This window comes from Flavobacterium sp. CBA20B-1 (assembly GCF_028473145.1).
Taxonomy (GTDB): Bacteria; Bacteroidota; Bacteroidia; order Flavobacteriales; family Flavobacteriaceae; genus Flavobacterium.
This window is the reverse complement of sequence record NZ_CP092370.1, coordinates 14,419-36,608: the sequence shown is the minus strand read 5'-3', so window position 1 is coordinate 36,608 and position 22,190 is coordinate 14,419. Positions and strand designations below refer to the sequence as shown.

The following is a 22,190-nucleotide window of genomic DNA, read 5'->3' as shown; positions in this document are numbered from 1 at the left end:
TTTATGAGAAAGATTATTTTACCAGCTATTATCACAAGTTATTTACTAACATCATGTGTTTCGAGAGAAAAAATTGCGTATTATCAAAATATCGAAGGTACAGAAATAGTTAACAAAAAATTTGAAACCAAAATAAAAACAGACGATCTTTTAATGATTTTGGTTTCTGCACAAGATCCTATAGCAGTAGAACCTTTCAATTTAACTACCAATTTATCGGTAGATCCTTCTAATCAAGCAGGTGGCGGCCAAAGACAACAACAATTGTATTTAGTAGATGATAAAGGTTATATTGATTTTCCAACATTAGGAAAGATAGAAGTTGCCAATAAAACAAAAGATGAAATTGTAAATAATTTACAAACTAAAATTTCTAAATACGTAAAAAATCCTATCATAAATTTACGTATTATGAATTATAAAGTCACAGTTCAAGGAGAAGTTAAAAGACCAGGAACACACAAAATTAATTCAGAAAGAATCACATTATTAGAAGCTTTAGCACTTTCTGGTGACCTTACCAACTATGGAAAACGTGATAATATTTTGGTGCTTCGAGAAGAAAACGGAGAGGTTACATCACACCGAGTAGATCTTACCAAGGCCGATTTCATCAATTCAGACTTTTATTATTTAAAGCAAAACGATGTAGTTTACGTAGAACCAAACAAAGTAGCCGTAAACTCATCGGCAGTTGGTCCAAATATTTCGATATATTTATCGGCATTTTCTTTATTATTAACAACTGTAGCTTTAATACTTACAAATTCTAACAAATAATGACAGAAGATAAAGACAACGTAATTAACTTAAAAGAAGAGTTATTTAAGTATTTAGCGCATTGGCGTTGGTTTGTATTAAGTGTTTTTATAGCACTTATTTTGGCGTTTACCTATTTAAAATTTACCCCTAAAAGTTATAACATTGCTACAAAAATCTTAATCAAAGATGAAAAAAGCAATGATTTAGCCAATCAGTTAAGTGCTTTTTCAGAAGCTGGTTTACTAGGTAATTCAAAAAATAACATAGAAAACGAAGTAGAGATTCTAAAATCTAGAACCTTAATTTACAACACCTTAGACTCATTAAACTTAAACATTCAATATGTAGATGTTTCTGAAGTTATTGAGAAAGACTTATACAAAAAATCACCCATTGAAGTATTGTGGAATAATGATGCTATTTCTAAGCCTGTCACCATTGAACTACATAATATTAAAGGAAACAATTTTGAAGCTGTGGTGAATGATACAAAGTTAGGAACAGCCTCATTTAATAAAAACATAAGTACAGAATATGGAGCTTTTGTAGTAAAGAAGAAGGCAACATTAAACAAGTTAACTGAAATTAAGGTAAATGTATTTCCTAAAATGCAGTTAGCAGAAAATTATCGAAACATATTAAGTGTGGCGCCAGCAAGTAAAACTTCAAGTGTTATAGATGTTTCAATTGTAGATCAAACTCCACAAAAAGCTGCTGATTTTTTAAATACATTAGTGCATAACTATAATCTAGGAGGTATTAAAGACAAACGTTTTATTTCTGAAAATACTGCAAATTTCATTTCGGATCGATTAAAACTAATTGGTACTGAATTAGGTGATGTGGAGTCGCAAGTTGAAGGTTATAAAAACGCCAACAATTTATCGGATATAGAAACAGAGGTAAAATTGTATTTAGACAATTTATCTACTTTTGAAAAATCGGTATTAGAAAACGAAACTAAAATAAATATTGTAAACAGCTTAATAAGTCATGTAAGTAAAGCAAAAAAAGATGATTTAGTACCTGGAGGTTTACTTACAGATGATGCTGGTTCTGAAAGCCTTATTCAAGAAATAAACCAATTAATCCTAGAAAAACAAAAAATTTCGATTAGTGCTACTTCGGAAAATAGTAAATACATTCTTCTAGAAGAGCAAATCAGAACCTTAAAATCAAACTTACTGGCAAGCTTACGCAGAAATTTAAGTTCTCTACAAATTGTAAAAAACGACTACAAACGTCAGGAAAACGAAATGCAAGCAAAACTTGCACAAGTACCTCGTCAAGAGAAAGAATTCAGAATTATCGATCGTCAGCAAAAAGTAAAAGAAGCTTTGTATCTTTTCTTACTTCAAAAACGAGAAGAAACCAATATTACATTAGCAGCTACTGATTTGAATGCCAAAGTGATTGACAAAGCTATTGTAACAGACAAACCTGTGGCACCAAAGACAATGATTATCTTATTGGCCGCTTTGGTTTTAGGTGCCATTGTACCATTTATAGTTATCTATGTTAGAAACCTATTAGACACCAAAATTAAGACGAGATTTGATATTACCGACAATTCAAATATTCCTTTCTTGGGCGATATTCCAACGTCTGAAACTAGTGATTATTTAATGGAAATAAGCAGCCGATCGAGTGCCGCCGAAGCAATAAGAATTGTTCGAACAAATTTAGACTTTATACTTTCTGAAAAAGCAGAAGATGAATGCAAAGTTATTTTCTTAACTTCAACCATCTCAGGAGAAGGTAAAACTTTTGTATCTGCAAATTTAGCAGCTACTTTCTCACTGTCGGGTAAAAAAGTATTATTAATGGGTTTAGATTTACGAAACCCTAAATTATACGAATATTTAAAAGTAAATCCTTTGGGAATTTCAAATTATGTAACTTCAAACAATAAAACATTGAATGAATACATTAGCAATGTGGAAGGATATGAAAATTTTGATGTTTTATCTTCAGGTTCTATTCCTCCAAATCCAACAGAGATTTTAATGAGTAAAAAAATCAAAGAAGTTTTCGATACGTTAAAATCCCAATACGATTATATCATTGTTGATACAGCACCTGTAAGTTTAGTAACCGATACTTTATTGATTAGTAAATATGCCGATGCCACTATTTATGTGGTCAGAGCAAACAAAATTGATAAAGAAATGCTTCGAATTCCAAACGAATTATACAAAGACAAAAAATTAAACAAACTCACATTTGTTTTAAATGATTCAGATGTTACCAAAGGATATGGTTATGGATACGGATATGGATACGGAGCCAAAGCTGAAAATACATCTTTCATCAAAAAAATGTTAGGTATTAAATAAAGCAAAACACCTTATTATTTCATAAAAAAAGGATTCCAGTAAAATTAATGGAATCCTTTTTCAATTAGGAAAGATTTTTAATCTATTATTTAAAACAAACGGGCAGCAGTTCTCCTTTTGCCAAGCAGTATTTTTCTACTTCTTCATTTGATAATTTCGCTGTGTAATCAACGGCATTTACTTTAAAACCAATGCTTCGTAATTTATCAAAATAATCTCGTCCGTAAATGCGTACATGATCATATTGTCCAAAAATTTTTGCGCGTTCTGCTTTATCAGTTATGGAATGATCTTCAAAAGTTTCTTGCCGAGATAAATCTTGCGGAATTTGCAAAATTGCCATTCCACCTGGTTTTAAAACTCTGAATAGTTCTTGCATTGCCTTGGTATCATCTGGAATATGCTCTAAAACGTGGTTACAAAAAATCACATCATAGGAATCATTGCTAAATGGCAAATTACAAATATCCGCTTTCACATCTGCTAAAGGCGATTCTAAATCGGTGGTGGTATATTCCAAGTTTTTTTGTGCTCTAAATCGTTTGTAAAACGCTTGCTCGGGAGCAAAATGCAATACTTTTAATTGCTTTGAAAAAAAATCTGTTTCATTTTTAAGATACAACCACAACAATCGATGTCGTTCCAATGAAAGTGTACTTGGTGATAGCACATTGTTTCGCTGGGTTCCGTAACCATAAGGCAGAAATGTTTGAAACGATTTGCCATCTATGGGATCTGTAAAACGATCGCCCTTTAAAGCAAAAGCCAAAACGGGCCTAACAAAATAACTCGCCCTGATTAATATGGGGCGAGGTATGGTGTTCAATATCGTTTTAAAAACTTTTTTAATCATTTACGATAAAACTAAAGGCTGTTTACGAAACTCTTCTTCTTCATCCGACACTATTCCCAAGGCCTTGTAGATATAGGCAAATGTTGAAAGTAACTCGGGTTTTCCGTCAACCAAAGCCACATCGTGTTCAAAGTGTGCCGAAGGTTTTCCGTCGCGGGTAACGATGGTCCAACCATCTTTTAGTTGCTTGATGTTTTTGGTTCCCATGTTGATCATTGGTTCAATAGCCACCGTCATTCCTTCTTGAAACAATTTTCCCCGACCTTTTTTACCGTAGTTTGGCATATTTGGTTCTTCGTGCATTTTTTTACCCAATCCATGCCCTACTAATTCCCGAACTACTGAATATCCGTGACTCTCAGTATAGCGTTGAATAGCAGCACCTACGTCTTCTACCCTATTTCCTAATTTGAATTCACGAATACCTACATATAATGATTCTTTAGTAACTTGTAATAGTTTTTTGGTTTCGGGTGCCACTTCGCCCACTTCAAACGTATAGCAATGGTCGCCATAATATTCATTTACAATGGCTCCTAAATCACAAGAAACCACATCGCCATCTTCTAAAGCCCGATTAGTTGGCAAACCGTGAACAATTTGTTCGTTCACACTTGTTAGCAAGGTGCAAGGGCATCCATATAAGCCTAAAAATCCGGGTGTACCTCCGTGATCTCTAATATATTGTTCTGCTAATTTATCTAAATGTAAGGTAGTAACACCTGGTTTAATTTCTGTAGCCAACATTCCTAAAGCTTTAGAAACCAACAAGGCTGCTTGGCGCATAATTTCTATTTCTTCTTTTGTTTTAATTACAATCATTTAAAAAAAATTTGAAGTGCAAATTTACTCAATTTCATTTGAAAATTGGTTTGAAAAGCAATTAAGCTTCAATCAAAACATTTCCGGTCATTACGGGTGGTTGTGAAACACCCATTAATTTTAGCACAGTTGGGGCAACATCTGCCAAAACACCATTGTGAATTTCTTTGATGTCTTTATCGATTATAATTACAGGAACAGGATTTGTGGTGTGGGCTGTATTTGGACTTCCGTCTTCGTTAAACATGGTTTCGCAATTGCCATGATCTGCCAAAACAATAACTGTGTAATTATTCAAAACAGCTGTTTCTACCACTTGTTGTGTGCAAATATCTACGGTTTCACAAGCTTTTATGGCGGCACTCATACTGCCGGTATGTCCCACCATATCGCCATTTGCAAAATTAATCACAATAAAATCTGCATCGCCTTTATTTAATTCGGGAAGCAGAGCATCTTTTAAATCATAGGCACTCATTTCGGGTTTTAAATCGTAAGTGGCTACTTTTGGCGACGGACATAAAATGCGGGATTCGCCTACAAATGGTTCTTCACGTCCACCTGAAAAGAAAAATGTTACATGGGGATATTTTTCGGTTTCGGCCATGCGAATTTGCTTTTTACCAGCGCTTTCTAAAACTTCACCCAAAGTGTTGGTAACATTGTCTTTATTGTAAACCACTTTGACATTCTGATAGCTTTCATCATAATTGGTAAGAGTCACATAGTATAAATTTAATTTTTCCATCCCAAACTCTGGCAAGCTTTTTTGCGAAAGCACCTCGGTTAACTGTCTGCCGCGGTCGGTTCTAAAATTAAAAAAAATCACCACATCACCTTCTTGAATGGTTGCAACTGGCTTGTTTGCTGCATCAACCATTATGATTGGCTCAATGAATTCATCGGTAATTTCATTCAGATAAATGTCTGAAATGCTTAAAACAGCATTGTGAGAAGGCATTCCGATACCTTTTACTACTAAATCATATGCTTTTTTTACACGATCCCAACGTTTATCTCGATCCATTGCATAATACCTACCTACAACAGAGGCTAATTGTGCAGAAGTATTATTAATGTGTTTCACCAAACGATCAATATGACCAGCACCTGATTTTGGATCCACGTCGCGCCCATCGGTAAATGCATGAACGAAAATATCTTTTAAACCGAAATCGTTTGCCGCATCTAGCAAGCCAATTAAATGATCGATATGTGAGTGCACCCCTCCGTTTGATACCAATCCTAAAAAATGCACCGGTTTGTTGTTTACTTTTGCATATTGAAAAGCTTCCTGCAAAACGGGTTCTGCACTCAATGTTTGGTTTTGAACGGCTAGGTTTATCTTTGCTAAATCTTGATATACAATTCTGCCTGCTCCAAGATTCATGTGTCCTACTTCAGAATTTCCCATTTGTCCTTCTGGTAAACCAACATTCAAACCGTCAGTTCGCAATTGCGCCCAAGGATATTTTTTGTATAAACTATCTATGAAGGGTGTATTTGCATGATCAATTGCAGAAACTTTGGGGTCGGGTGAATTTCCCCAACCGTCTAATATCATTAAAAGGACTTTTTTGTTCATTTTTAAGTATCGTATTATTCGTCAAATTTACTTATAGAAATTTAGAAATGACGGTATTTCTTTAACATTTTACTCCAAAAAAATGTTAAATATTGCGCTTATAGCATCAATTAATAGTTTGATTAACAATAAAGTTTTTATATTTACGTTCACAAATTACAAACAATATAATATATCATCAATGAATTTTAAACTATTGCCTATAATGATGGTGGGGTTATTGTCGTTTAAACCAATGACCACAAACCCCAATGGAGACAACAATGGAAATGGAAATGGAAACGGAAATGGTAAAAAGAAAGTTACAGTAGTTACAAAATCGTCCACAATAAAATCGAAAGAAATTGCTGCTGTAACAAAAAAGAATTCAAAAACTTCTTCAGAGAGCAATCTAAGTGCTTTTGATAAAATGGTTTTATCCGAATATTTAGATTTAAACGAGAAAAATTTCGAAAAACCTGAAATGCAAAGTTTTACAGCAGCTTTTAAAGGCTACTATAAACTGAAAGAACAAGGAAAAATTAAAAAAGAAATTCTTACAATTTTAGACTTTACAAAGTCATCAACCGAACGCAGAATGTGGGTGATTGATATGAAAAATCACGAAATTCTTTATCAAACAGTGGTTTCTCATGGCAGAAACAGTGGTAAAGAATATGCTACTGATTTTTCAAATACGCCTGAATCATACAAAAGTAGTTTAGGTTTTTATGCCACTGCAGAAACATACATGGGTAAGCACGGACTTTCGTTGCGCTTAGATGGTTTAGAAGCCGGAATTAACAGCAATGCACGTGCACGCGATATTGTGATTCATGCCGCAGATTACGCCAATGAAAACTTAGGAAAAAACCAAGGCTATTTAGGTAGAAGCTTGGGTTGCCCGGCTTTACCAGAAGAAGTGGCTTTTAAAATAATTAATACTATAAAAGATGAAAGTTGTTTATTTATATTTCATGCCGATAAAAAAGACTATCTTACTAAATCTTCCTTATTGAATTAATTGTTTATACAATTTATTATCTAAAGAGTAAACGTCGTTTAAGATTTGTATTTCGCCTGCATCATTGATTACCGCAGTCAAGTACACTTGATGGACGTTTACTTTTTTATTTAACGAAAAGTTTTTGGTCTTTGCTTCTACAGCCAGTGTATCCATTTCGGCTTTTGATATATTTCTCCCTTCGATCTTAAAAATTTTTTCAGCTAATCGAAAAGGATCTTCTACGCGCACACAACCCGAACTTAATGCACGGTATTTTTCTACAAAGCGGGTTCGATTGTTGGTGTCGTGTAAATAAACCATGTGTTTGTTGGGAAAATTAAATTTAATTTGCCCTAAAGAATTCGAACTACCCGATTCTTGCACATATCGGTATGCGTTATAGTTCCCGGCATTCCAATTCTCAGGAGCAACTTGCTTGCCCGTTTTTTTATCGATAATACGCATTCGGTTCGAAGCAAAATAGCCTAAATTTGCGCTTGCTTTCGGCACTAAATCATTCTTTAAAATGGTTGGTGGAACCGTCCATTTAGGATTCATAATGATGCTGTTAAAGGTAGAAGAAAGAACAGGTGTTCTACGGCTTTTTTTGCCAATTATTACTTTGTGGGTATCTACGATTGCGCCATTTTCAATTAGATGCAGTTGGTATTCAGGTAAATTTACCCATACATAATGATCGCCTAAATCGGGTTGAATCCATTTGGTTCGTTCAAAATTCACCCACACTTTTTTTCGCAACAACCCTTCTTCTGACAATGTGTCTTTAGAGGTTATTGGAACATATTTTGCAAATGCTTTTTTATAAGAAAGATACAATTTATTTTTAGGTTTAATTTCCTCTAAACCATCATAAATACTGTTGTTTTCAAGCGACTCTTTAAGTATCTCTTTGTAATCAATTTCAGGATGATAAGGTTCCCAATCGCCATACATTTTTTTTGGATTAATTTTTCCTGTGGATAATTGCTTGGCAATTCTAAAAAAGGTTTCTGTAAAATGAATATCGGCTTTTTTAACCTCAGCAATCGATAAATTATTATAATTGTTGTGTGCTTTTATAAGTTGTGCCAATGGATATTTTTCAGGCAAAACCGCATCGTATCTGCTATCAATAATTGCAGATATAAGCTGTGAGCGGTTTATGCTGTCTTTCCAAATGGTTTCAAAATCATTTTTTGTATAGAAATCAACCATATTGTTGTCTTTCCCAAAAAATAATGTTTTTTCTATTTTATATGTTTTTTCTGCATTTGTTAAGCCCAAGTTATTTTGGTTTGTGGTACATGCAGAAAATACCAACGCCCCAATAATAATTTTTTTCCAGTTCATTTTAATTTTTTGGCTAATCTTCTTTGGATACAAATTTAAACATTATTCTGTGAGAACCAATATGTGGAATCACCACCTGCTGCACATTTAATTGATATCCGTTTTTTTTGTAAAAAGGCACGGCATAATCGCGGGCAAAACACCAAATCATAACTGTTCCTTTTCGAGAAATATATTCTTCGGCAAAATGCAACAACCTGCGACCAATATTGTTGTTTTGATTTTCTGCTAAAATCGATAATCCCGTTAACCGATACACCGGATGTACTTTATAGGTGTTGGTGTTTTTTAACATCATTGTTACAGCTCCCACCAATTCGTTGTTTAAAAATGCACCAAAATGTTTGGTTCCCTCATCTAAATCACCTTCAAAATAACAGGTTTCAACTGGTTGTCCTATTTTTAATACGCGGTGGCGCATTTCCACAACGTCGTCCACTTTTATTTGTTTGAATGTTAACATACGAAATCAAAATTTTAAAACAAGATACTAAATTAATAAGTATATCTCATACATATTACTTATTTTTATCATGCTAAAATAAATTCTAAATTGTTTTTATGAAAAGTCTCTTATTGCAAAGTATCGCAAAACACGTATCGCTAACTGAAAAAGAAGAAGAAATTGTTTTAAACGCATGCAGTAGCGGCACTTATAAAAACAAAACAATGCTTATAAAACCCGGCGATGAAGCACATTTCACTTTTTTTGTTTTAAAGGGCATTTTGCGCAGTTACACAATCGACGATAACGGAACGATTCACATTTTAAGTTTTGCAACACCGGGCTGGTGGATGGCCGATATGTATAGTTATTTAACCGATAAACCTGCGATTTTATATGTGGATGTGATTGAGGAATGCGAAGTTTTAATTTTACAAAAATCCGATGTAGAAAATTTATATTCAAAAGTGCCGAAATTAGAACGCTTTTTTAGAATTTTAACCGAGAATAATTTAGTAGCCAACCAGCAACGAGTGCTAGATAAAATGGCTTTGACTGCCGAAGAACGCTATGAGAAGTTTTTACAAAAATATCCAACGGTTGTAAACTGCTTGCCTCAAAAATATATTGCATCATTTATAGGTGTTACCCCAGAATTTTTTAGTAAAATGAAAAGCAATATGTTGCGAAAAAAATAAACTTCTATACTGCAACAAAACCATCGATTTCATTTCTTAATATAGGTTAACCGCCATTCAATTTATCCGTGATACCTTTACATTATCAATAAAAAGAAAGGATAAAAGATGGCAAAATATATTTTACATCCATCAAATACAAGAGGTTTTGCCGATCATGGTTGGTTAAAATCGTATCACACATTTTCATTTGCCGGATACTTTAATCCAGAGCGGATAAACTTTGGGGCACTGCGCGTTTTAAACGATGATTTTGTGGCGGCAGGAAACGGTTTTGGTGCACACCCACACGAAAACATGGAAATTGTTTCGATTCCTTTAGAAGGAAAATTAGCCCATAAAGACAGTACCGGATCGGAAGGTGTTATTCAAAAAGGCGAAATTCAGTTTATGAGTGCCGGAACAGGAGTTACACACAGTGAAATGAACGCAAGCAAAACCGAAGATGTAAAGTTTCTCCAAATTTGGATCATTCCAAACAAAATGAATATAACTCCGCGTTATGGTCAAATGGAATATGTGGTAAACCACAATGAGCTCAAAACATTGATACAACCCACAACTGCAGAAGGCACCTTGAGGTTGCAACAAAATGCATGGTTTAAAATGGGTAAATTCCATGAAAACCAATCTATTGAAGTAGCTGTGGAAGATCCAGCAAACAACGGAATTTATTTATTTCTATTAAATGGATCTATTGAAGTGGATGGTCATTCCTTGGAAACACGCGATGCCATTGGTATTTCGGAAACTCAAAAAATCCAGATTAAAACTAATACAACCAGTGAATTTCTTATAATAGAAGTTCCCATGAATTACAACTAATCTAAAATGTTATAACTATGAAAAAATGGTCTATTGATCCATCGCACAGCGAAATTGGATTTAAAGTGAAACATATGATGTTTACAAACGTTAAAGGATATTTTAACGATTATACTGCCGAAATTGATTTTGATAACGATTTAAAAGATGCCAACTTACAGTTTGCAGCAAAAGTAAATTCTATCTTTACCAATAATACAGACAGAGATAACCATCTAAAAAGTGCCGATTTCTTTGATGCGGAACATTTCCCTGCAGTGCATTTTAAATCAACAAATATTGAAGGAAACGGAAGCGAATATAAAATCACAGGCGATTTAACAATAAAAGATGTGACAAAACCCATTACGCTAAACGCAGAATTTAGTGGTTTAATGACCGATCCTTGGGGAAATACTAAAGTAGGTTTAAACTTGGAAGGAAAAATAAACCGCAAAGATTTTGGTTTAACCTATAATGCGGCTTTAGAAACAGGTGGCGTTTTAGTGGGTGAAGAAGTAAAATTAAACGCTGAAATTCAGCTAATAGAACAAAAGTAAAGTTAATTTTAATTGTTTTTATCTAAAGTACAATCTTTCAACAGATTGTACTTTTTTTATGCCGATAGATTTAGTAAATTGCCAAAAAACAATAATAATGAATCGTAAAACAATTATTTTGTTGTGTTTGCTGGCAGGTGCAGCAGTACAGCAATCTTGTGATAAAAAGCAAAATACCGTAATGACATCAGGACAAGAAAACCCTTTAATTGCCGAATGGAACACACCATTTGAAGTGCCTCCTTTTGATAAAATAGAAAACAGCCATTTTAAACCTGCTATTATAGAGGGCATTAAGGATCACGAAAAAGAAATTCAAGCCATTGCAAACAGCAAAGAGCAACCCACGTTTGAAAATGTGATTGTGGCTATTGATCAATCAGGCGAAACATTAAGCAAAGTAACCACGGTTCTTTATAACCTAACAAGTGCCCATACAAATGACGATTTGCAAAAATTGGCACAAGAAATGGCTCCTACCCTTTCGGAACATACCGACAATATTTATCTAAACGATGCCTTGTATCAAAAAGTAAAAACGATTTACAATCAATACCAATTCGCAAAACCTGAAACTTTGCAACTAACTGCAGAACAGCAAATGTTGTTGAATGAAACCTATAAACGTTTTGTGAGAAGTGGTGCCAATCTATCTGCAGAAAACAAAGAAAAGCTAAAAAAATGGAACAGTGAACTATCAGTTTTATCTTTAAAATACGGCGATAATTTGTTAAACGAAACCAATAATTACGAATTAGTTATCGATAAAAAAGAAAACTTAGCAGGCTTGCCCAATGAATTAATCGAAGTAGCCGCCGAAGAAGCAAAAGCAAAAGGCAAAGAAGGTAAATGGGTGTTCACGTTGAGCAACTCAAGCGTGATGCCGTTTTTGCAATATGCCGACAATCGAGAATTGCGCAAAACCATTTGGAATGCTTACCAAATGCGCGGAAATCAAAACAACGAAAACGACAATAAAGAAAATGTACTAAAAATTGCCAACTTACGCATGCAAAAAGCACAATTGCTTGGCTACAAAAACCATGCAGAGTATGTGCTCGCAGAAAGCATGGCAAAAACACCAGATGCAGTTAATAAGCTTTTAATGAAATTGTGGGAACCTGCACTAAACAAAGCCAAACAAGAGGCTACCGATATTCAAAGTTTAATGCGCCAAGAAGGTTTAAACGAAGATGTGTCGCCAGCTGATTGGCGCTATTATGCCGAAAAAATTCGCAAAGAGCGTTTTGATTTAGACGAACAAGAACTGAAGCCTTATTTAAGTTTAGAAAATGTGCGTCAAGGAATTTTCGACGTAACCTTTAAGCTTTGGGGATTGACTTACAAAGAGCTAAAAGATGTTCCCAAATATCATGAAGACGTTACCGTTTGGGAGGTATTTGACAACAATAAAGAAAGTTTAGGTGTTTTATATATGGATATGCATCCGCGCGAATCGAAACGAGGTGGTGCTTGGATGACTTCATATCGCGACCAACAAATGGAAAACGGAAAACGCAAAAAACCTGTGATTTCTATTGTTTGTAATTTCACAAAACCCACAGCCACAACGCCGTCTTTATTGACTTTTGATGAAACAACCACTTTTTTCCATGAGTTTGGTCATGCGTTGCACGGATTGTTATCAAACGTAAATTACAAAAGTTTAGCAGGAACCAATGTGCCGCGAGATTTTGTGGAACTTCCCTCACAAATCATGGAAAACTGGGCTGCAGAACCCGAAGTGCTAAAAATGTATGCAAAGCATTATAAAACAGGCGAAGTAATTCCGGATGCATTAATTGAAAAAATGAAAAAAGCCGGCACTTTTGATCAAGGTTTTGCTACTACAGAATATTTAGCAGCATCGCTTTTAGACATGCAATACCATACGGCTACCGAAGAAATTAAAAACGATGTGAACACTTTTGAAATAAACGCAATGAAGCAAATAGGACTTGTTGATGCAATTATTCCTCGCTACCGCAGTACCTATTTTAGCCATATTTTTTCAGGTGGATATTCTGCAGGATATTACAGCTATATATGGAGTGCTGTTCTAGACACCGATGCATTTGAAGCTTTTAAAACATCCGGTTTATTCAATTCGGAAAAGGCATTATTATTCCGAAAAAATATCTTAGAAAAAGGAGGTACAGAAGATCCGGCAGAGCTTTACAGAAAATTCCGCGGTGCCGACCCATCCATTGAACCGCTGCTTAAAAAACGAGGTTTGAATTAATAAGAAAACTCCCGATTGTAACGATTTATAATCGGGAGTTTTTTGATCTGAAACGGTCTTTTCCTAACTATTAGATGAAAAAAGGTTGTTTGCTTATCATGTGTTCCTCAAGGCTTATCTTCTATTCCTCACTGCTTATCTTGTGTTCCTCAAAGCTTATCTTGTGTTGCTACCGACTTTCTTTGTATTCTTAATAGCTTATCTTGTATTCCTCAAAGCTTATCTTGTATTCCTCACAGCTAGAGTGCTTTAAATTAGTTTTTTATTTTTGTTTGTGCAAGTTTTAGATAAAAAAACCGCAAGCGGGGAGCTTGCGGGTGGATTTATAAAATGATATTCACTTTGTATTTTCCTATTTTAGAATGGGCTGGAGCTTCAGCTTCTATTATTAAATTATTATTAGATTCGAGTTTAAAAGATTGTTTGTCAGACCAAAAACTATCCGGATATTCTTTAGTATCTAAGTCTCCCAAGTTTAAATATAAAATATATCTATTATTTTCTTTTGTAATTCTAAAATTACATTCAGCTAAACTTTTGTTGTTTTTATAATAAAACACACTTCCTGAAAATTCAAATACTATATTCTCATTACGTAATGAGTCAATACTATTTTAATCAATAAATTGTTCAATTACTTCTATATTCTTAAAATTTTTATCCAAATCTCCTATCTTACTTGTTCATATTTTTTATAAGCTCTAAACATCTCTCATGAGGAACACCTATTTTACTTGCTAAACGTAATAAAATTCGTTCTTCTCTTTCGCTGATTTCCCCATCCTGTAACATAAAATTTATTTCTTCTATCAGTTCTTTTTCTTTATCAGAATAATTATTTAATGTAGTAATCAACTCAGAAGCTCGCTCTTCTGTTATATTCAACTTTTGACGCAGTCTGTTTAAAATTCTTTGATCTCTTTCCGAAAGTTCGCCGTCTGCGATTAAAAATTTATATTCTTCTATAAATTCCACTTCATTATTATTCCCTGTTGTTACGGGTAACTCTTCAAACTCTATAGCATCACTAAGCGTTTGTTGTACAAATTGATCAATAGGTTTAAATTTTACTTGTACTTTCCATTCTGTAGAAGAACTGTTTTTTATCTCTGCATCAATATCTTTTTTTACATTGACATTGGCTTTGTTAAAGAAAACTTTTAAATCTACTTTTAAATCGTTTATTTCATTGGTATTTAAAATTTGACTTTGGTTTGAAGACATAAACTCGTTGTGTTCTAACAAACTTCCTCCTAACCGCTGTTTTATTAAACGTTGCCATCCTGCTTCGTTTGTCAACCAAGTTAAATCATTAGGTATATACGGAAACTTTGTTGGATTGAATGTTTGATTTCTTCCAATTCTTAAGCTGATTTGATTTTCGGAAGATTTTTTTTGAGTATTTTTATTATCTACTTCAATACCTGCTTTTAAGCTTGATACACCTACATTAACATTGTTTTGATGATTGGTTTGCTTGGAATTATTATCACTATTAATGTTTTCAATTGTTATTGATTCTGCTCCTAAGCATTGCAATAAATAGCAAAATTCATTGATTCTATCTATCAGTAATTCGTTATCATAATTCTGTATTGGTATATACAAATTGTTATTGTACGGATGCCCTATGTAGGTTTCGTTGTTAATTGGATGATGAGCAGGAAAACTAATATCTGGTAAATGATTTGCCTGCAAAACTGTTAAAGTATCCGATTTGTATTTTTCGGTACTGTTGGTTATGTAAATTACTTTTCGGTCTTTATAAGGAAGTTCTTTAAAACTTTCTAAATATTTTGTGTATAATTCTTTTGAACGCTCTTCGCTATAATATCCTGAGCTTTCTTTATCTTCATAACCTTTTAAACCATCATTAAAAAGCTGTAAAGCATCATAATAATCTCCACTAGCTTCAAGAAATGTTGATTTAAACATTTTTGCTTTACCTGCCCAATAATTTACTTCTTGCTCTTCTGCTGATTCTATTAAGATATTTAAAACCTCAACAGCTTTAACATCTTCATCTAACATTGAAAATGTATATGCCAAATCATATTTAAAAAAATAATAATCTTCTAAAAAATTATATTCTTCTAAAATGCTGTGTGCTTTTTGATAATCTTCCGCTTCGAAAGCTTCGTTTATTGCAATTTGATAGTTTTCTTTTGACTGTTCGTAATCATTTTCTAAAGAACTTATTCCTTCTTTTATTTTTATAAAAAATGGTTCAATTGGATCTTTATAATTGAAGTTTTCCAAACCAAAATATTTAGGTTCTCGCTCACAATATTCACAATTATCATAATTATCTTGCCATAATTTGCGAAGATTGCTGTCTTTTTCATTTTTAATTTCAGAACTCCAATATTTTTTTAGTTCGGCTATATGTTCTTTAGTGTAAAAGAAGCGAATGTATTTATCGTAAACCTCAACACTTTCTATATCCTTATAGAAGATCTCCGAACTCCATTCATTTTCTACTCCCGAACCGTGTTTGTATTCTTGTTTGTAAAATGAAATTCGATTTTCAAGAAAAATAGTCGAGTACGTATATGTTCTGTTTGCTGTCCAAAAATCTCCTCCCACATAGAATTCACGATAAAACAAGATTAAAAATTCATCTTCATCAATTAATTCATGCTGTTTTCGTAATTCAATATTATCAGTTTTAGACAATTCTATACTTTCAAATGTCATAAATTTGGATGTTTCAAAAACATTCGTTTTTTGCATTGAATCGTAAAAATGCGTGTCAATAATTGCCTGTTTAATAATTTCTTTCATTTTTTTTAAATTATATGATGGATGTATTTCTACCTAATCTTTTTTATTATTTTATTATGTCTTGTTTCCATTATATATTTCAAACCTCTTCATAAAATGTATACTCCACTTTATCTTTACTATGATAATATTTAATTGCCGCTTTTTTAAAACCAGACATAGTAAAATAATTAAATCCACCACTAATCGCTGCTCCAACCCCAAATGGAATTAATTTTCCTATAGCTATACCTCCTCTTTTAGTTCCATATTTTGTTAGAATTGTTGTGCCTACTTTTTGATTTATTTTTTGTAATATCTTGCCCGAAACTTGTTTATTAAATTGTACAATTGCTACTTTAGTACCTATTTTAACAGCTCCTGCTTTAATAGGAATAAGAACACCACACCATATACCTAATATTCTAATAAACTCATCATTAAACTCATTCTCAATATTTTTTCCATATATTAAGGCTATACCATAACAATTTGCTGCCATCCAACGTAACATTAACGCCAAATCACCAGATAATGTTGTAATTTCAGTTCCGATTTGAACTGCAGTTCCGATACCAGGAATAACACTTGGTAATGCCGAAGCAACACCTACAGAGGTATACTTCTTTTTAATTCTATCACCATAAATATTAGCTAGTTCTTCTCTGGAAGAGTTAGGATTACTTTGCTTTAATTCTTGAACTTCTTTAATGATTGACTCATATTTCGGAGCAACAGCATTAACAATCGTAATTAAATTCATCTTTTTATATTTTTAAATGTAGTTATTAATATTCTTTACTCAACCTTTTCAACATTAACAAACCCGGGACTTAACGCGTGGTTTGTTTTTAAATTAATGCCATACACACGCAAAAAAGCGTTGTTTATAGCTTCGGTTCCTAGTCCGTTGCCGTCCCACGGAAAGTTTATGTGACTGTATTGTACCGTCATGCCTTTTTCTATAATACTGCCGTCTGGCAGACGTTCGGTTTTTGTAATAGTTGCTTTGTATAGTGCCATGGTTTTTGTTTATGTGTTTGTTTGTGTAATTGTTTATGTGTGTATTCGTTTATTTGTTTTTTACATCCCCCTTAGTCCCCCTTCAAAGGGGGAATTTTGGAGAAGATGTTTAGATATCTCGACTTCGCTCGATACGACTAACAATTGTGTCTATTTTCTTTATTCTAATCTATTTTCTATTTTCTATTATCTATTCTCTATTTTCTATTTTCTTTATACAGCTTCCATGCTTTTTGGTACTCTTCTTTTAGTTCTTGGCGTAAGGCTTGTGGTTGCAACACTTCTACCAATGCGCCGTATTTTAGCACTTGTTGTTTTAGCTCGAAATTTGGTTTTACATACAACGCAATGGTATATTCATGAGCGTTATCGGTAATTTCTTGTTGCTGTTTGTAAATGGGCACCGATTTTACATAGTTTTTTTGGCTGCTGTGAAAACGCAATACAACTTTTTCTATTGCTTGTTTTTCGCTATTGGTTAACCCTACCACATTTCGAAAATGTTGCTTTACCGTATCTGCATCGGCTTTAAATTTTTTATTGGTTGCTTCTAAATGTTCCATTCGCTCTAATGCAAAAGCTTTATAGGCTTTGTTGTGTTCGGCAATAAGGTACCAGCGGTTTTGATATTGCTTTAAAAACAAGGGCTTTACTTCGTATAATTGCGAATCGGTTTTTACAAACGATTGATATTTGAACTTGATTTTTTGCTTTTTTTGTGTGGCTGTAAGTACGTCTTCAAAAACATTGTGAAACATAGAACTTGGCTCGTTTTCAAACTCTAAATACGTAAGGTATTTGGTGTTATCTGAAAAAAATGCGCTTACCGAATTTGCTGTAATCATTTCTTGCATTAGTTGTAAAAACCGATTGGTTTCGTGGTGTGCATCGTTTTCATCGTCAATAAAATACCCTTTGTTTATTTTACAATGCTCAATGGGTATGTTATAGTTGTTAATCAATGCCTTACGGTCGCGGTAAAAAGTACGGTCGGTAATAAATATTTCTTTGTCTTCAAACAGTTTTATTAAATCGTTCATTGACGGATAGTGCTTTTCTGCAATCCATTTCACTAAATAATAATACCGTATGTAGGGCGATTTTTGCTTCATTCTATTATTAATGCTACAAACATATATTTGTTCACTGCCAAAACGTGTCAGTGCTTTTATGTTTTTTTAAGATTTTTTGTAAATCTATTTGTAAAAAAGTAACATTAAGTTGATAAATGGGTGAACACTCGTTTTTTTTGAGTGAATGAAGTTTTTTTAAGTGCTACAAATAAATAATTACATGTGTACCTTTGTTGGAAGTATTGATTTGTATAGGTTTTTGAAGTTTTTTCTGGGTAAGATCCAATCGGGTTTGCACAATAGAAATTCCTTTTGATTGATGTGTCGTTGTTTTTTGCTGATAACCTATTCCGTTGTCTGTGATTGTAATTTTTATTGATTGCTCTTCTTTTTCGATTTTAAGTTCGATCTGTGGATTTGTGATCGATGGCGGAAAAGCATGCGCAATGGCATTTTCTATGAAGGGCTACAGTAATAGTGGAACAATTTTAATTTGCGTAACGTCTATATCTTCGGCAATATTTTCGGTTAAAACAATTGCATGTTCTGCTCGTAGATTTTCAATCTCGATATATTGTTTCAAGTATGCAATTTCATCATAAATGGCTATGTCTTTTTTATCGGAATATTCTAAAGTGGTTCGCACCAAAGCAGAAAATCGTTCTAAATAATACAAAGCATTATCAACATCTTTACAAATAATATAATACTGAATGGAACTTAACACATTGAACAAAAAATGAGAATTCATCTGGCTTTTTAGCGCCTGCAATTTCACATCTGCCAATTGTTTATCAAATATAAGTTCTTTTTTTTCCTGTTGATTCTGCAATTCTATAACTGCCAATTTCTGTTTTTGTTTCTGATTTAAATAATTTATGCGAATTCTGTATGCAGCATACGTTAAACCTGAAATCAACAAAATACACGCTGTTAAAAACCACCAAGTATAGTAAAACGGTGGTTTAATGGTAATGTTAATGAGTTTTTGGATGGAAACGGTTCCCGTGTCTTCGTTGTAAATTTGTAATTCAATTGAATATTCTCCAGCATTTAGATAATTTAAAATCAAATGATTTTCTGTTGTTAATTCCTGCCAAAGTTCAGATGGTTTTAAACGGAATTTGAATTGTAATTTATCGGGATACTTTGCATTGTTTACCTGAAAATGTAAACGAAGGTTATTTTCGTTAAAAGGCAATATTATCTGATTATTACCATATTCTTCATTAGAAATTTTGTTGTTATTCACAAACAAATCGGTAATAGAAAGCGTATTAGCAAATGCTCTTTTTTGCACGAAGTAATCATTATTTAGTACAAAGTAGCCTTCTTCTGTTCCTACTAATAAACGCTTACTGTCATCTGTAGCGCATAAGCTATTGTAGTTGGTAAATCCTTGCGCTTTATCAATAAAAAAGTAAGTGTTTTCTTTAAAAACGTTCAACCCTAAATTGGTACCTATATACAATACGCCGTTTATTTCATGCACAAAATTGGTAGTGCTGCCCTTAATTTTTGGGTATGAAATCTGCTTTTTTATTTTTAATTTGGCTTGCGATACATCTAAAATATACACATCGTTATAATCGGTTACAACAACTAAATCTCCTGTTTTTGTAGTGCAAATACGCTTTATTTTAGGTTCGGTAAACGATTTATCAAACAAAAATGAACGAAATTTTCCGTTTTTATATTCGTATAAACCACTTAATGCCGATGCAAAATAAACAGCCTTTTCTGTTTGTGCTATCGATACAATTTCGGCAGGAACATTGGGGTTTTTCCAATCGTGAAAATAATCGTAGTTGAATTGATCGATATCCGTAAAAATTCGTACTCCAGCATAAGGCACTGCTGCAATTAAATTGTTATGAAAAAAGGTGAAATAGTAAACGTGAACAGGATAATAGTTTGTAATTTCTCCGTTCAACGTAAGTTTAAAAATACCTATGTTGGTATTCACCCACAAATTGTTTTTATGAATTTGCGAACTGTAAAAAATAATTTTTTCGGTGGTTGTGCTGTAATCAATCGGGTAAAAATGATTTTGAATAACCGCTTGTTTACTGTATTTTGAAGGATTTTGCTGTTGAAAGTTTTTAAATGCTTTTTTCGAAAGATGTTTTATTTCGATTGAATTTTGATAAATCGAAAAACCATTGTTGTGAAAAACATACTCTTTTTGATCATCAACCGCAATTACAGCTACTTCTTTAAGATTTTTCTGATGGTAAACCGGCGCATACAAGTTTATTTCTGCCAATCCATTGTTCTGTGTGCCAAGATATAAAAGCTGATTTTGTCTATCGAAAGCAATACTTTTAAAATCGGTAAAGGGAATATGAAACTCGGTAGTTATATCGATAAAATCATTGTTTTCAAACTTAAAAATACCGCCTTTATTTTCAACAATACCAGACGAAATCAAATACATTTGTTTGTTAACCAACAAAAACTTGTGCACACTGCTTACATTAAACGTACACATTTTTTCAAAAGTGAGAGCATCTAACTCAAACAAATTGTTTTGTGTACCAATAAAAAGACGATTGTTAAATACAAAACTTGAAAATGCTTTTTTTAGAGTAGAAACTTGAATTAATTTTTGTGGGGTAACTAAAAAAATACCATCGTTTAAAACCGTTGCATACACATTATTGTTTATTGCAAAAAAACTGGTAACATTAAAAAAGTAATCTGGATGTTGTTCAAAATCGGGATTTTTTACGGAAAAATCTTTTGACGATATAATGGAAACTCCGTTTGATGTACCTGCGTAAACTTTGTTATTATGATAAAAAAGTGTTCGAACGTGATCATTAATCAAGCCACTTTTTATATTAATCAATCGACTAGTTTTATTGTTGAAATATAAAATTCCCTGACCAAAACCGGCAACCCACATACCCTTTTCGGTATCTTGACAAAAATCAAAAACATTATTGAATTTATACTTTGCGGCTTCGGGTACATTTTTAAAAGAAGTTCCGCTTCTTAAAACCAATCCTGCACGCGAGCCCAACCACAAATTTGCGTCTGTATCAACAAATCCTGCCTGAATGTTATTAGAAATCAAACCATTGTTTACATTTTTAAGTTTGGTATCAATAAATTGTGCCTGAACAAATTGTGTACAAAGAAAAATACAGAAAGTAATTAAAATCTTCATAAAAACATTTTTCTGATTGCTTCTTTATACTTTGCAGAAACTGGAATTTTCTGTGTTGCCATACCATTTTGATTGATGACCAACAGATTTTTATCTTTTTCAAAATAAGAAACATGGTCCATATTTACCATGTACGAACGGTGTACACGCTGAAACAACTGCTGTGGAAGTTTCTTTTCCAAATCGCCCAACGTTCTGCTTAAAATATGTTTGGTTTTATCATTTTTTAAAAAAATTTCGCAGTAATTATCATCGGCTCTGCAAAAGGTAACATCTTCTAACTTTATCAGTATTCGTTTACCTTGCGAAGCATTGACTAATTTTAAATATTTTTTGTTTGTGTTTTTTGCTTGATAGCGTTCAAATATTTTCAATAGTTTTTCACGTTCTAATGGTTTTTGTAAATATCCAAAACAACCAATTTCGTTGACCGATTTGTCTAAAAACTGTGAATAAGCCGTTACAAAAACAACCTCAAAACTATCTTTATTTACCTTATTAAACAATTCAAAACCATTAGCTTCAGGCATTTCAATATCTAAAAAAACCAAATCGGGCAAATAATTTTCTATTGCCAAAACGCCTTCTTTTACAGAATTGCACAAAATCATTTCGAAACGGTTGTTTGGAAACAGCATACAAATGTAGCCTTTTAAAACTTCGCGCGCTTTAGGTTCATCATCGATAATTACTAAAACCAAGTTGTTCATAAAGTTT

General features: G+C 33.1%; 19 protein-coding genes. 7 read left to right on the top strand and 12 right to left on the bottom strand.

The window, feature by feature from the left end:
- Positions 1-3 precede the first annotated feature (3 nt).
- Entirely contained in the window at positions 4-780 is a 777-nt protein-coding gene (locus tag MG290_RS00165) for a polysaccharide biosynthesis/export family protein (protein ID WP_264561936.1), read from the top strand.
- Positions 780-3,098, top strand: a complete 2,319-nt coding sequence (locus MG290_RS00160) for a GumC family protein (protein ID WP_264561935.1) — start codon at positions 780-782, stop codon at positions 3,096-3,098. The genes MG290_RS00165 and MG290_RS00160 overlap by 1 nt, the downstream gene beginning before the upstream one ends.
- A gap of 85 nt (positions 3,099-3,183) precedes the next feature.
- Here the strand turns inward: MG290_RS00160 and MG290_RS00155 are convergent, their stop codons facing one another.
- The 3 genes from MG290_RS00155 to gpmI all read right to left on the bottom strand — a co-directional run bounded on the left by MG290_RS00155 (position 3,184) and on the right by gpmI (position 6,358).
- Complete coding sequence (locus MG290_RS00155) at positions 3,184-3,948, bottom strand: class I SAM-dependent methyltransferase (protein ID WP_264563221.1); 765 nt, start codon at positions 3,946-3,948, stop codon at positions 3,184-3,186.
- A gap of 3 nt (positions 3,949-3,951) precedes the next feature.
- Complete coding sequence (gene map, locus MG290_RS00150; RefSeq protein ID WP_264561934.1) at positions 3,952-4,773, bottom strand: type I methionyl aminopeptidase; 822 nt, start codon at positions 4,771-4,773, stop codon at positions 3,952-3,954.
- 61 nt (positions 4,774-4,834) lie between these two features.
- Positions 4,835-6,358, bottom strand: coding sequence for a 2,3-bisphosphoglycerate-independent phosphoglycerate mutase (gpmI, locus tag MG290_RS00145; RefSeq protein WP_264561933.1), 1,524 nt, complete (start codon positions 6,356-6,358; stop codon positions 4,835-4,837).
- 181 nt (positions 6,359-6,539) lie between these two features.
- Between gpmI and MG290_RS00140 the strand changes: the two genes are divergently transcribed.
- Complete coding sequence (locus MG290_RS00140) at positions 6,540-7,361, top strand: murein L,D-transpeptidase catalytic domain family protein (RefSeq protein ID WP_264561932.1); 822 nt, start codon at positions 6,540-6,542, stop codon at positions 7,359-7,361.
- Here MG290_RS00140 and MG290_RS00135 read toward each other — a convergent pair.
- Positions 7,350-8,693, bottom strand: a complete 1,344-nt coding sequence (locus MG290_RS00135; RefSeq protein WP_264561931.1) for a L,D-transpeptidase family protein — start codon at positions 8,691-8,693, stop codon at positions 7,350-7,352. The genes MG290_RS00140 and MG290_RS00135 overlap by 12 nt on opposite strands.
- A 13-nt stretch (positions 8,694-8,706) precedes the next feature.
- A complete protein-coding gene (locus MG290_RS00130) occupies positions 8,707-9,156 on the bottom strand; it encodes a GNAT family N-acetyltransferase (protein ID WP_272585772.1) in 450 nt (149 codons plus the stop codon).
- A gap of 98 nt (positions 9,157-9,254) precedes the next feature.
- On the opposite strand from MG290_RS00130, the gene MG290_RS00125 reads away from it, so the two are divergent.
- From MG290_RS00125 to MG290_RS00110, 4 genes are all read left to right on the top strand, one after another.
- The gene (locus MG290_RS00125; protein WP_264561929.1) at positions 9,255-9,836 is read left to right on the top strand and encodes a Crp/Fnr family transcriptional regulator; all 582 of its coding nucleotides are present in this window, start codon (positions 9,255-9,257) and stop codon (positions 9,834-9,836) included.
- Positions 9,837-9,944: 108 nt separating this feature from the next.
- Positions 9,945-10,661: a pirin family protein gene (locus MG290_RS00120; protein WP_264561928.1), complete on the top strand. Its 717-nt coding sequence runs from the start codon at positions 9,945-9,947 to the stop codon at positions 10,659-10,661.
- Between the two features lie 11 nt (positions 10,662-10,672).
- Complete coding sequence (locus MG290_RS00115; RefSeq protein WP_264563220.1) at positions 10,673-11,200, top strand: YceI family protein; 528 nt, start codon at positions 10,673-10,675, stop codon at positions 11,198-11,200.
- A 97-nt stretch (positions 11,201-11,297) separates the two neighbouring features.
- A complete protein-coding gene (locus MG290_RS00110) occupies positions 11,298-13,442 on the top strand; it encodes a M3 family metallopeptidase (RefSeq protein ID WP_264561927.1) in 2,145 nt (714 codons plus the stop codon).
- Between the two features lie 323 nt (positions 13,443-13,765).
- Here MG290_RS00110 and MG290_RS00105 read toward each other — a convergent pair whose 3' ends face one another.
- From MG290_RS00105 to MG290_RS00075, 7 genes are all read right to left on the bottom strand, one after another.
- Positions 13,766-13,915, bottom strand: coding sequence for a hypothetical protein (locus MG290_RS00105; RefSeq protein ID WP_264561926.1), 150 nt, complete (start codon positions 13,913-13,915; stop codon positions 13,766-13,768).
- Between the two features lie 202 nt (positions 13,916-14,117).
- Positions 14,118-16,226 carry a TerB family tellurite resistance protein gene (locus MG290_RS00100; RefSeq protein ID WP_264561925.1) on the bottom strand — a complete coding sequence of 703 codons (2,109 nt, stop codon included), beginning with the start codon at positions 16,224-16,226 and terminating at the stop codon, positions 14,118-14,120.
- Positions 16,227-16,305: 79 nt separating this feature from the next.
- Positions 16,306-16,968 carry a hypothetical protein gene (locus MG290_RS00095; protein ID WP_264561924.1) on the bottom strand — a complete coding sequence of 221 codons (663 nt, stop codon included), beginning with the start codon at positions 16,966-16,968 and terminating at the stop codon, positions 16,306-16,308.
- 35 nt (positions 16,969-17,003) lie between these two features.
- Entirely contained in the window at positions 17,004-17,228 is a 225-nt protein-coding gene (locus MG290_RS00090; RefSeq protein WP_264561923.1) for a DUF6140 family protein, read from the bottom strand.
- A gap of 197 nt (positions 17,229-17,425) precedes the next feature.
- Positions 17,426-18,340 carry a helix-turn-helix transcriptional regulator gene (locus tag MG290_RS00085; protein WP_264561922.1) on the bottom strand — a complete coding sequence of 305 codons (915 nt, stop codon included), beginning with the start codon at positions 18,338-18,340 and terminating at the stop codon, positions 17,426-17,428.
- Positions 18,341-18,767: 427 nt separating this feature from the next.
- Entirely contained in the window at positions 18,768-21,473 is a 2,706-nt protein-coding gene (locus MG290_RS00080; protein WP_264561921.1) for a histidine kinase, read from the bottom strand.
- Positions 21,470-22,183 (bottom strand): LytR/AlgR family response regulator transcription factor, encoded by a 714-nt coding sequence (locus tag MG290_RS00075; RefSeq protein WP_264561920.1) that lies wholly within the window; start codon positions 22,181-22,183, stop codon positions 21,470-21,472. The genes MG290_RS00080 and MG290_RS00075 overlap by 4 nt, the downstream gene beginning before the upstream one ends.
- Positions 22,184-22,190 lie beyond the last annotated feature (7 nt).